Origin of the sequence: Corallococcus exercitus (assembly GCF_042231735.1) — a bacterium.
GTDB lineage: Bacteria > Myxococcota > Myxococcia > Myxococcales > Myxococcaceae > Corallococcus > Corallococcus exercitus_B.
Map to the genome: position 1 here is coordinate 8758426 of NZ_CP102577.1, position 13653 is coordinate 8772078.

General features: G+C 73.2%; 1 protein-coding gene (only partly in view). It reads right to left on the reverse strand.

The annotated features are described in order from the left end of the window. On the reverse strand, positions 1–13653 hold the 3' portion of the coding sequence (locus NR792_RS35315) for a non-ribosomal peptide synthase/polyketide synthase (protein ID WP_375757105.1). 15735 nt of this gene lie beyond the right edge of the window; the window shows 13653 of its 29388 coding nt (coding positions 15736–29388); its start codon lies beyond the right edge, outside the window; it ends in the stop codon at positions 1–3.

Sequence of the window (13653 nt, forward strand, 5' to 3'; positions counted from 1 at the left end):
CTATCCGTTCCTTCCGGTGAGCAGCGCGCGCAGGCGCTCGGCCAGCGCGTCCACATGGGGCGGACGGATGAGGGTGAAGTGGTCGCCCGGCACGGTGTGTACCGTCACGCCACCGTGCACGAGCGGGCGCCAGCCCAGGTCCTCCGGTGCCTCCGGCCCTTCCGCCGCGCGCAGCAGCACGAGGCTTCCGTCATACGGCCCGGGGACGTAGGCCCGCGACGCCGCCTGGTTCCCACCGAAGCGGCGCCACAGCTCGCGCAGCTCGTCGCACGCGGCCTCCTCCAGGCCCAGGTCCACGCCGGGCGTGTCCTCCAGCACCCAACGCAGCTCCACCGGATCCACCAGCACCAGCACCTCCGCGGCGCGGGGATGCACGTCCGCGAGCCGGGTGAGGTGATCCGCGAACTCCAGCACGCGCTGGCCCACGGCTTCGTCCGGCGTGAGGGTCTGCGTGGTGGCGGGCTCCTCGCCCATCGCGTCGATGACGACGAGCAGCTCCACCGCCTCGCCTTCCAGGCGGAGCTGCCGCGCCATCTCGTACGCCACGCGTCCGCCCATGGACCAGCCGCCCAGGCGGTACGGGCCCGTGGGCTGCACGCTCCGCACGGCGTGCAGGTAGCGCGTGGCCATGGCCTCCACCGTCGGGCCCGCGCCGTCCCTGGGCACCTGGAGGCCGTAGAAGGGCTGGTCCTCGTCCATGCGCCGCGAGAGCTCCAGGTAGCCCAGCACGCTGCCGCCCACCGGGTGCACGCAGAAGAAGGGCGTCCGGGCGCCTCCCTTGCGCAGCACCACCAGCGGCGAGTCCGAGCTCGTGCCCGCGTCGATGCGCGCGGCCAGCCCCTCCAGGGTCGGTGCCTCAAAGAGGTCGATGACCGCGAGCCTCGCGTCGAACAGCGCGCCCGCCCGGGCCACCACCTGCGTGGCGAGCAGCGAGTGGCCGCCCAGGTCGAAGAAGCTGTCGTGCACGCCCACGCGGGGCACGCCCAGCAGCTCCTGCCACAGCGCCGCCAGCCGCTGCTCGGTGGGCGTGCGCGGCGCGACGTGGCCCGTGTCCTCACCGGAGCGCGACGGCTCCGGCAGGGCCTTGCGGTCCACCTTGCCGTTGGACGTGCGCGGCAGGGCGCCCAGCACCACGAGCGCCGAGGGCACCATGTAGTCCGGCAGCAGCTTCGTCAGGTGACCGCGCAGCGCGGCTTCGTCCAAGGCCTGCTCGGACCTGCCCACCGCGTAGGCGATGATCTGACGGCCCTGGCCCGCGTCGTCGCGGGCCACCACCACGCACTCGCTCACGGCGGGATGGCGCGCGAGCACGGCTTCGACTTCGCCCAGCTCCACGCGGTAGCCGCGAATCTTGAGCTGGTGGTCCACGCGGCCCAGGAACTCGATGCGGCCGTCGTGCAGCCAGCGCACGCGGTCGCCCGTCCGGTACAGCCGGGCGCCCGCTTCCGTGCCGAAGCGGTCCGGCACGAAGCGCTCCGCCGTCAGGTCCGGCCGGCCCTGGTAGCCGCGACCCACCGTCGCGCCGCCGATGAACAGCTCACCCGGGACGCCCGTGGGCACCGGCTGCCCGTACGCATCCAGCACGTACACGCGCACGTTGCCCAGCGGCCGGCCCAGGGGCACCGACCGCGTGCCCTGCGTCCTCGCGCCGCGCTCCACCCGCTGCGCGAGCACGCCCACCGTCGTCTCCGTGGGGCCGTAGTGGTTGAACACCTCGCAGTCCGGTGACAGCGCGTGGACCCGCTCCACCAGCGCCCACGACACCGTGTCGCCGCCCAGCACCAGCCGGCGGCCCGGCAGCAGGTCCGCCGCGTCCTGACCCGCGAGCAGCGCCTCCAGGTGCGTGGGGACGATCTTCAGCCCCTGCACCGCGTGCGTCCGGCCGTATGCCGCCAGCCTGCCCGCGTCCGACGCCGTGTCCCGGTCCACCAGGTGCACCGCGCCGCCCCTGCACAGCGTGGGGAACACCGCCGTGTGGCCCAGGTCCGCGGCCAGCGTGGACACCGTCGCGAAGGACATTCCTTCCGGCGGCGCCAGCCGGTCGCTGACGCCCGCCACGTAGCCCGCGAGCTGCCGGTGCTCGATGACCACGCCCTTGGGCTGGCCGGTGCTGCCCGACGTGTAGATGACGTAGGCCGCGTGTGCCGGCAGGACGCCGGTGACGGGCTCCTCCTCCGGCTGCGCGTCCAGCAGTCCGTCGTCCGCGTCCAGGCTCACCAGCAGCTCGCCCTGCGAGGGCAGCTCGTCCGCCAGGGCCTCGTCGGTGACGATGACCTGCACGCCCGCGCCCTTGAGCACCTGGCGCATCCGCTCCGGGGCACTGGCTGCACCGGGGTCGAGCGGCACGTAGGCGCCGCCCGCCTTGAGGATGCCCAGCAGGCCCACGAGCGCATGGGCCCGCCGCTCCACGAACAGCCCCACGCGCGTCTCCGGCGCGACGCCGTACTGCTGGAGCAGGTGCGCGAGCTGGTTCGCCCGCCGCTCCAGCGCCGCGTACGTGAGCGTCCCATCCGGGGCCACCACCGCCAGCGCTTCCGGCGTCCGCGCCGCCTGCTCCGCGATGAGCGCGTGGATGCAGCGCTCCGCGTACGGCAGCGCGGTGTCGTTGAACGTCCCCAGCAACCGCTGCCGCTCCGCCGCCGGCAGCATGGGGAAGTCCGACAGGCGCAGCGTCCCCTCGTGGGCGACGATGCTCGCGAGCACCGCGTGGAAGCGGTCCGCCATGTGTTCGACCGTGGCCTCGTCGAAGAGGTCGCGGTCGTACATCCAGGCGCACACCAGTCCTTCCGGCGTGGGCGTCATGGACACCGTCAGGTCCAGCTTCGCGGCGGCGGTGTTCGTGGCATCCACGCTCAGCGTCAGGCCCGGCAGCTCCAGCGCCGTGTGCGGCGTGTTCTGGAGGATGAGCTTCACCTGGAACAGCGGCGCGTGCGCGCGGCTGCGCTCCGGGTTCACGGCGCGCACCACCTCCTCGAAGGGGAGGGCCTGGTGCTCGTAGGCGTCCAGGGACACGCGCCGCGCTTGCTCCAGCAGCTCCACGAAGGTGGGGTTGCCGTCCATGCGCAGCCGCACCACGAGCTGGTTGATGAAGAAGCCGATGAGGCCCTCGGTCTCCGCGGTGTCGCGGTTGGCCACGTCGGTCCCCACCACCACGTCCGTCTGGCCGCTGTAGCGGTGCAGGAGACCCTGGAAGGCCGCCATCAGCGCCATGAACAGCGTGGCCTTCCGGTCCACGGCCAGCCGCTCCAGGCCCTGCATCAGGGCGGGCTCCGTCGTCCTCGCCACGATGCTGCCCCGGTGGGCGCGCACGGCGGGACGGGGACGGTCCAGCGGCAGCTCCAGCACCGCGGGGGCTCCCGCCAGCTGGTGGCGCCAGTAATCCAGTTGCTTCTCCAGCAGGTCGCCCTGCAGCCACTGGCGCTGCCAGGCCGCGTAGTCCGCGTACTGGATGGCCAGGGGCGGCAACGGCGAGGGACGGCCCTGCTGGTGGGCGACGTAGAGCGCGCTCACCTCGCGCACCAGCACGTCCATGGACCAGCCGTCGGACGCGATGTGGTGCATGGTCATCAGCACGCGGTGGGAGGTTTCGCTCAGGCGCAGGAGCCGGGCGCGCAGCATGGGGCCCCGGGCCAGGTCGAAGGGCCGCAGGGCCTCCTCCACCTCCAGGCGGTGGGCCTCCGCCTCGCGTGCGTCCTGGGGCAGGGCGCTCAGGTCCACCTGTTCGAGCGGCAGCGTGAGCGCGGGCAGGATGACCTGCGACGGTCCCTCCGGGCCGTCCTGGAAGACGGTGCGCAGGGATTCGTGACGGCGCATCACTTCCTGGAAGCAGTGCTCCAGCGCGCCCACGTCCAGGGCGCCCTCCACGCGCAGGGCGATGGGGACGTTGAACGTGGAGGTGCCCGGCTCCAGCTGGTCGAGGAACCACAGCCGCTGCTGCGCGAACGACAGCGGCATGCGGGCCTCGCGCGGCACGGGGCGCAGCGGCGGCGCCTGGAGTGACGCGCCGCCCTGCATGAGCGTGTCCAGGTGACGTGCCTGTTCTTCCAGCGTGCGGGCCTCGAAGAGGAGCTGGAGCGGCAGCTCCACCTGGAAGGCCGTGCGGATGCGCGACGCCAGCTGCGCCACGAGCAGCGAGTGGCCGCCCCGGGCGAAGAAGTCATCCGTCGCGCTCACCGCGTCCTGCTTGAGGACCTCGTTCCAGAGGGCGGCGAGCTGGATTTCCGTCTCCGTGCGCGGGGCGATGCGCGGGGTGATGGGCCGCCGGGTCTGGAGCGCCGGGAGCGCGCGGCGGTCCACCTTGCCGCTGGCCGTGAGGGGCAGGGCTTCCAGCAGCACGAAGTCCGACGGCACCAGGGCCTCCGGCAGGGTGCGCCGGAGGAAGGTGCGCAGGGCTTCGGCGTCCACGGGGCGCGCGGTGTGGGGCGCGACGTAGGCCACCAGCGTGGGGCCGTGCGTTCCGGCCTCGCGCACGAGGACCGCGGCTTCGCGGACGCTGGGGTGGAGCGTGAGCGCGGCTTCGACTTCGCCGGGTTCGACGCGCAGGCCGCGCAGCTTCACCTGCTGGTCGAGCCGGCCGAGGAACTGGAGGCGCCCGTCGGACAGCCAGCGGACCCGGTCTCCGGAGCGGTACAGGCGGGCGCCGGGTTCGGTGGCGAAGGGGTGGGGGATGAAGCGCTCGGCGGTGAGGGCAGAGCGGCCCAGGTAGCCGTGCGCCAGGGGCACGCCGCCCAGGTGCAGCTCGCCCGGGACGCCGATGGGCACCGGGTGCAGCGCGGCGTCGAGCACGTAGGCCTCGGCGTTGGCCACCGGGCGGCCGATGGGCACGGTGGCGCCGGACGCGTCGTCGGTGACGGGGGACCACGTGGCGTCGATGGTCGATTCCGTGGGGCCGTAGGCGTTGACGAGCTGGACCGCCGGCAGCACGGAGCGCAGCCGCGTGGCCAGGTCCGGCGTCAGCGCTTCACCGCCGCAGAACAGCCAGCGCAGGTGCGTGGCCTGCTTCAGGGCGGGCTCCGCCGCGAGGAAGCGCAGCACGGAGGGCACGGCCTGGAGCACGGTGATGCGCTGGCGCGACAGCAGGTCCGCCAGGAGCGCGGTGTCGCGAGGCACGTCCGGAGGCGCGAGCACGAGCGTCGCGCCGGACAGGAGCGTGGAGAACAGCTCCGCCGCGGACGCGTCGAAGCCCAGCGCGGCGAGCTGGAGCTGCCGGTCGCCCGCCTTCAGCGCGAACGTGGAGCCCATCCACGTCGCGTGGTTCACGAGCGAGCGATGGGACACCAGCACGCCCTTGGGCTGGCCCGTGCTGCCCGATGTGTAGAGGACATACGCGGGCAGGTCCGCGGGCACGTCCGGAAGCACGGCGTCCATCCAGGGCTGCTCGGTGGCCTCGGCCACATGTGCCTGGACAGCCGCGGTCAGGCTCGCGGCCGAAGCCGGGCGTGTCGCTTCCGTCGAGGACGGCTTCACTGTCGACGCGGCCTCAAGCCTCATGACGCTCGCCGGGCTCGGTGCTCCCGTCGAGGACGACGTCAGCGTGGATGCGGCATCGAGTCCCGTGACAGCCGGACTCGGACTCGAAGCCGGATGCGGTGATCCCGTCGAGGACGGCTTCATCGCGGATGCGACCTGGAGTCCCGTGACAACCGGGCTCGCGGCCGAAGCCGGATGCGGTACTCCCGTCGAAGACGACTTCAGTGTGGACGCGACCTCGACGATGCGGCCCTGGAACGGCGGGAGCCGGTCGCGCAGCCTTGCTTCGGTGAGGAGCACCGTGGCGCCAGCGTCCTCCAGCTGGAACGCGAGCCGTTCCGACGGCGCGGACGGATCCAGCGGCACGTAGGTCGCGCCCGCCTTCAACGCGCCGAACAGCGCCACGGGCAGCGCGTGCGAGCGCTCCAGGAACAGGGCCACCCTGGCTCCGGTGCGCACTCCCTGGGCCCTCAGGCTCCGGGCGAGCGCATCCGCACGGGCATCCAGCTCCCGGTACGTGACGGCCTGACCTTCATGCTCCATGGCCACCGCGTCCGGCGTGGCGCGGGCCTGCGCTTCGAACAGCGCGTGCACGGACGTGTCGCGCGGGGCCTCGGCTTGCGACCGGGACCACTCGCCCAGCACCTGGCGCCGCTCCTCTTCCGTGAGCAGGGGCAGGTCCGACAGGCGCCGCTCCGGGTGGCGGCAGGCTTCCTCCAGGAGGACCCGCAGGTTCCCGATGAGGCGCTCGACCGTGCTCCGGTCGTAGAGGTCGGTGCGGTACTCCACCGAGCCCTCCAGCGCGTCCGGCTTCTCCGTGAGCGTCACGGAGAGGTCGAACATGGCCGTGCCCGCGTCCACCGCGTGCGGTTCGATGCGCAGCCCCGGCAGCGACAGCTCCGCCGACGGCGTGTTGAGCATCACCAGCGCCACCTGGAAGAACGGCGTGTGCTCCGCCTGCCGCTTGGGCTGGAGCACCTCCACCAGCTTCTCGAACGGCACGTCCTGGTGGTCATACGCGTCCAGCGTGACGCGCTTCACCCGGCCCAGCAGCTCGCGGAAGGTGGGGTTGCCGTCCAGCCGCGTGCGCAGCACCAACGTGTTGACGAAGAAGCCGATGAGCCCTTCCGTCTCCTCGCGCGTGCGGCCCGCGATGGGCGCGCCCACGCTGACGTCGTCCTGGTTCGCCCAGCGGGAGAGCACGGCCTGGAAGCCCGCGAGCAGGCCCATGAACAGCGTGGCGCCTTCCTTCTGGCACAGCGCCGTCACGTCCTGCGCCAGCTTCCGGGGCAGGGACAGGTGGAAGCTCGCGCCCGGCTGACGCGAGCCCGGGGTGCGCGGCCGGTCCGTGGGCAGCTCCAGCGCGTCGGGTGCTCCCGCGAGCTGGTGGCGCCAGTAGTCCAGCTGCGCCTGCAACACGTCACCCTGGAGCCATTCACGCTGCCAGACCGCGTAGTCCGCGTACTGCACGGGCAGCGGCGGCAACGTCAGCGGCTGGCCCGCGACCGTGGCGGCGTAGCGCGCCACCGACTCCCGGATGAGCACGGCGAGCGACCAGCCGTCGGAGACGATGTGGTGCATCGTCACCAGCAGCACGTTCTCCTGCTCCGACAGCCGGAGCACGCGCACCCGCAGCAGCGGACCCTTCGCGAGGTCGAAGGGCTGACGCGCCTCCTCCTCGGCCAGTCGCCGCGCCAGCGCCTCCTGCTCCGGCCCGGAGTACCCGCGCAGGTCCTCCACCGGCAGCGGGAAGGCCGCCCGGGGTGAGATGACCTGGACCGGCGTGCCTCCGTGCGAGGCGAACGTGGTGCGCAGGGATTCGTGGCGGTGCACCAGCTCCGTGAAGGCGCGCTCCAGCGCCGCCAGGTCCAGCGCGCCGTGCAGCCGCAGCGCGACCGGCATGTTGTAGACGGGCAGGCCCGGCTGGAGCTGGTCCAGGAACCACAGCCGCTGCTGCGCGAACGACAGCGGCAGGTTGCCTTCACGCGGCACCGGCCGCAGCGGCGGCGCCTGGAGCCGCACCGTGCGCGCGAGGGTGCCGTCCACCCGCGCCGCCTGGGCCTCCAGCGTGCGGGCTTCGAAGAGGTCCTGCAGCCGCAGCTCCACCCCGAACGTGGCGCGGATGCGCGACAGCAGCTGCGTCGCCAGCAGCGAGTGGCCGCCACGCTCGAAGAAGTCGTCGAGCGCGCCCGTGCCCTGCGTTCCCAGCAGCTCGTTCCACAGCGCCGCGAGCCGGGCCTCCGTGTCCGTGCGCGGCTGGACGACGCCCTCCTGCGCGCCCGAAACCACCGGCGCGGGCAGCGCGCGGCGGTCCACCTTGCCGTTGCGCGTGACGGGCAGCGCGGCCATGACCACGATGGCCGACGGCATCAGGTACGCCGGCAGCCGCTCCCGCAGCCACGTCTTGAGCCCCGCGACGTCCAGCTGGGCACCACCGCCTGTCGGCATGGCGCGCGGCACGACGTAGGCCACCAGCGCGCGGCCTCCCGGCATGTCGTCGCGGGCCAGGACCACCGCCTCGCGCACCAGGGCGTGCTCCAGGAGCACGGCTTCGATTTCTCCGGGCTCCACCCGGTAGCCGCGCACCTTCACCTGCGCGTCGCGGCGTCCCAGGAAGTGCAGCGCCCCGTCCGCCTTCCAGCGGACCCGGTCCCCGGAGCGGTACATCCGCGCTCCTGGCACCTCGCCGAACGGATCCGGCAGGAACCGCTCCGCCGTGAGCGCGGGCTGCTGGAGGTAGCCCCAGGCCACGCCGTCTCCGGACAGGTACAGCTCCCCGGGCACGCCCACCGGCACGGGCCGCAGGAGCGCATCCAGCACGTACACGCGCGTGTTCGCGATGGGCCGGCCAATGGACACCGGCGCTCCCACCAGGCTCGCGTCGGTCATCACGTGACAGGTGGTGAAGGTGGTGCCCTCGGTGGGGCCGTAGCCGTTCACCAGCAGGCCCGCCCGGGCCACGTGCTCGCGCACGCGCTCCGGGTTCAGGACGTCGCCCCCGGCGAGCACCTGGCGCACGCGGGCCAGGGACTCCGGCTGCGTGGCGGCCAGCTGTTCGAAGAGGGCCGACGTGAGCCACAGCGTGGTGACGTGGTGCGCTTCCAGCGTGCGGCCCAGCTCCTCCATCGAGGCCGCCTTCGGATCCGCGAGCACCAGCCGCCCGCCGTGCAGCAGGCAGCCCCACAGCTCGAAGGTGGATGCGTCGAAGGCCAGCGGGGCCAGTTGCAGGAAGACCTCGTCCGGTCCGAACCGGGCGAACGTCGTGCCCATCACCAACCGGACGATGGCCCGGTGCGGCACGCAGACGCCCTTGGGCCGGCCGGTGGTGCCGGACGTGTAGAGGACGTACGCGAGCGCGTCTCCTCCCAAAGACGGCGGGAGCGCTGTATCGGCTTCCGCGTCGAGCAGCCCGGCCTGCGTGTCCAGCCACAGCATCGCGGGAGCCGTGGCGGGCAGATGCCCGGCCAGTGCCTCCGTGGTGAGGACCCGCGCTGCGCCGGTGTCCTCCAGCAGGAAGGTCAGCCGCTCCAGGGGCCACTCGGTGTCGAGCGGCACGTAGGCCGCGCCCGCCTTGAGGATGCCCAGCACGGCGACGACCTGCTCCACGGAGCGCTCCAGGAACAGCGCCACGCGTGCCCCCGGCTTCACGCCGCTTCCGCGCAGGTGCCGTGCGAGCTGGTTGGCCCGGCGGTCCAGCTGCGCGTACGTGAGCGTCCGGCCCTGGTACTCCACCGCCACCGCGTCTGGCGTGCGCGCGGCCTGGGCTTCGAACAGGGCGTGCACGGCCGTGTCACGCGGATACGGCGTGCCCGTCGCGTTCCACTCCACCAGCACGCGGTGCCGCTCGGCGTCGGAGAGCAGGGACAGCGTGGACAGCCGTCTCGCGGGCTGAGCCACCGCGGCTTCCAGCAAGAGCCGCAGGTGCTCCATCATTCGCGTGACGGTCGCCTCGTCGTAGAGGTCGGTGCGGTACTCCAGGAGCCCCGTCAGGCCGGAGGACCCTTCGGAGAAGGTGAGCGACACGTCGAAGCGGGACGTGCCGCTGGCCGTGTCCAGCGGCTTGAAGGTGACGCCGGGCAGCTCCAGCGCCACGGTCGGCGTGTTCTGGAGCGTGAGCGCCACCTGGAAGAACGGAGCCAGGCCCGGACGCCGGGGCGGTTGCAGCGCCTCCACCAGCTTCTCGAAGGGCAGCTCCTGGTGCGCGTAGGCGCCCAGCGTGACGTCCTTCACGCGGCCGAGCAGCTCGCGGAAGGTCGGGTCGCCGTCCAGCCGCGTGCGCATCACCAGCGTGTTGATGAAGAAGCCGATGATGCCCTCGGTCTCCGCCTGGGTGCGGCCCGCGATGGGGGCACCCACGCTGACGTCGTCCTGGCCGGTGTGCCGCGCGAGCACCGCCTGGAGCCCCGCGAGCAGGCCCATGAACAGCGTGGCGCCTTCCCGCTGGCACAGGGCCGCGAGGTCCTTCGTCAGCTTCGCGGGCAGTGACACCCGCAGGAGCGCGCCGGGCTGGGCCGTGTCCGCGGTCCTCGGCCGGTCGGTGGGGAGCTCCGACGTCAGCGGGGCGTCCTCCAGGTGCTTGCGCCAGTACGCGAGCAGCCCCTCCAGGGGTTCGCCCTGGAGTCCGTCGCGCTGCCACGTGGCGAAGTCCGCGTACTGGAGCGGCAGGTCCGGCAGGGGCGAGGGCCGCCCGGCGGAGAAGGCCTCGTAGAGCGCGCCCAGCTCCCGGATGAGCACGGCCATGGACCAGCCGTCGGAGACGATGTGGTGCAGCGTCACGAGCAGCAGGTGCTCCTGCTCCGCGAGCCGCAGCAGCCCGGCGCGCAGGAGCGGTCCCTTGGAGAGGTCGAACGGCGTGCGGGCCTCGGCCTGGGCCCGCTTCCGCGCCTCCTGCTCGCGCGCTTCCGGCGTCAGGCCGCGCAGGTCGTCCACCGTCAGCGGGAACACCGTGGCGGGGCCGATGATCTGCACGGGCCGGCCGTCGCGAGCGCGGAAGGTGGTGCGCAGCGACTGGTGACGGCGCACCAGCTCCGTGAAGGCGCGCTGGAGCGCTTCGGCATTCAGCGCGCCCTCCACGCGCAGCGCGGCGGGCATGTTGTAGACGGGCAGGCCCGGCTGGAGCTGGTCCAGGAACCACAGCCGCTGCTGCGCGAAGGACACCGGCGCTTCAATGGCGCGCGGCGCGATGCTGGACGCCAGGCCCTTGCGCGTCCCGGCGGACATCCGGCCCTGGAGCCGCTGGGCCAGTCCCTCCACGGTGGGGAACTCGAACAGCTCGCGCAGCGGCACCTCCAGCCGCAGGGCGGTGCGCAGGCGCGACGTCACCTGCGTGGCCAGCAGCGAGTGGCCCCCCAGGCTGAAGAAGTGGTCCGTCACGCTCAGCCGGGGCACGCCCAGCACCTGCGCGAACACGTCCGCCAGCGTCTGCTCCAGCGGCGTGCGCGGCGCGATGAAGGGCGCCTCCCCGCGCAGGCTGTCCGCGTCCGGCGCGGGCAGCATCCGGCGGGCGAGCTTGCCGCTGGGCGTGAGCGGCAGGGCCTCCAGCCGCAGCAGCGCGGAGGGCACCAGGTACTCCGGCAGGCGGTTCGCGAGCTGACGGCGCAGGGCGTCCGGCTCCCACGCCGCGTCGGGCGGGAGGACGACGTAGCCCACGAGGCGCTTGTCCCCGGCCACGTCCTCGCGCACCACGGCGGCCGCGTCGCGCACGCCGGGCAGGCCGCGCAGGACGGCCTCCACCTCTCCCGGCTCCACGCGGAAGCCGCGCACCTTGGCCTGGTGGTCCACGCGGCCCAGGAAGTCGAGCGTCCCGTCCGCACGCCAGCGCGCGCGGTCACCCGTGCGGTACAGCCGCGCGCCGGGCACGGAGGAGAACGCGTCGGGCACCAGCTTCTCCGCCGTCAGCTCCGGACGCCCGTGGTAGCCGGGCGTCACCTGCAAGCCGCCGATGAGCAGCTCGCCCTGCACGCCCACGGGGCAGGGCTGGCCGCTCGCGTCCACGACGTACAGCTGCGTGTCCGGCAGCGGCGCGCCGATGGACGGCAGCCGCTCCCACGACGACGGGGCGCCTTGCAGCCGGAGCGCGCTGACGGCGTGGGTCTCCGTGGGGCCGTACTGGTTCTCCAGCACGCAGCCCGGTAGCCGCTCGAAGAAGGCCACCAGCGTGGGCGTCACCTGCAACTGCTCACCCGCGGTGATGACCTCGCGCAGGCGCTCCGGCAGCGGGGCGCCGTGCTCCACGGCGTCCGCGAGCGACTGGAGCGCGACGAACGGCAGGAACAGCCGCTCCACGCCCGCGTCCGCCATGAGGCGCAGGAGCGCCGGCATGTCCCGGCGCACCGCCGCCGTGGGCACCACCAGCGTGCCGCCCGCGCTCCAGGTGGAAAGCATCTCCTGGAACGACACGTCGAAGCTCAGCGCGGCGAACTGCAACGTCGTGGCGTCTGGCTTCACCGCGCGCTGGCACTGCCACGCCAGCAGGTGGTCCAGCGCGCCGTGCGCCATCGCCACGCCCTTGGGCTTGCCGGTGCTGCCCGACGTGTAGATGAGGTAGCAGGGGGACTCCAGCGGCACGGCCACGGCCGGGGACGACTCCGGCAGGCGCGCGAGCAGCGCGGCCTCCGTGTCCAGCCGCACCACCGCGACGCCGGGCGCCTGCGTGTCCAGGCGCGCCTGCGTCAGCACCGCGCGGATGCCCGCGTCCTCGCGCATCAGCGACAGGCGCTCCGCGGGGTAGGTGGGGTCCAGCGGCACGTAGGCCGCGCCCGCCTTGAGGATGGCCAGCACGCCCACCGTCATCTCCAGCGAGCGCTCCACGCACAGCCCCACGCGGTCCCCGGTGCGCACCCCAAGCCCGAGCAGCCGATGGGCGACCTGGTTGGCCCGGCGCTCCAGCTGGGCGTACGTGAGCCGCTGTCCTTCGAACGTCACCGCTACGGCATCCGGCGTGCGCGCGGCCTGGGCCTCCACGCGGCCGTGGACCGTCGAGTCCACCGCGATGCCCGGACGGGTGTTCCAGTCCACCAGCACCTGCTGCCGCTCCGCCCGCGACAGCAGCGACAGCGTGGACAGGCGCGCGTCCGGACGGGCCACCGCGCCGTCGAGCAGCGCTTGCAGGTGGCCCACCAGCCGCTCGGCCGTGGCCGCTTCGTACAGGTCGGTGCGGTACTCCAGCGCGCCCCGGATGCCCTGCGGGGACTCGCTGAGGGTGAAGGTGAAGTCGAACTTCGCGGTGCCGCTGTCCAGCTCCAGCAGCTTCAGCTGGATGCCGGGCACGGTGAGCTCCGCCGAGGGCGTGTTGAGCATCACCAGCGCCACCTGGAAGAACGGCGTGCGCTCCGGCATGCGCGGCGGCTGGAGGACTTCCACCAGCTTCTCGAACGGCACGTCCTGGTGCGCGAACGCGCCCAGCGTGACGTCCTTCACGCGGCCCAGCAGCTCGCGGAACGACGGGTCTCCGTCCAGCCGCGTGCGCATCACCAGCGTGTTGACGAAGAAGCCCACCAGGCCCTCCGTCTCCGCCTGCGTGCGGCCCGCGACGGGCGCGCCCACGCAGATGTCGTCCTGGCCCGAGTAGCGCGCGAGGAGCGCCTGGAGCCCCGCGAGCAGGCCCATGAACAGCGTGGCGCCTTCCTTCTGGCAGAGCGTCTTCAGGGCCTGCACGCGCTCGGAGGACAGCTCCACCTCCAGCCACGTGCCCGGGTTGTGGGAGTCCGCCGTGCGCGGGTGGTCCGTGGGCAGCTCCAGCGCGGGCGGCGCGTCCTCCAGCTGCTTGCGCCAGTAGTCGACCTGGGCGTCCAGCACCTCTCCGCGCAGCCACTCGCGCTGCCAGGCGGAGTAGTCCGCGTACTGGATGGGCAGCTCCGGCAGCGGCGAGGCCCGGCCCGCGAGCCGCGCCTCGTACAGCGCGACCATCTCGTGGATGAGCACGGCGATGGACCAGCCGTCGGAGATGATGTGGTGCATCGTCACGAGCAGCAGGTGCTCGGTGTCCGCGAGGCGCAGCAGGCGCGTGCGCAGCAGCGGTCCTCGCGACAGGTCGAAGGGCTGGCGCGCTTCGTCCTTCGCGAGCTGGCCCGCGGCTTCGTCGCGCTCCTCCTCCGGCAGGTGCTCCAGCGACTCGACGGGCAGCGTCCAGGGCGCGGGGGGCGCGAAGACCTGCGCGGCGGTGCCGTCGATGACCTGGAACGT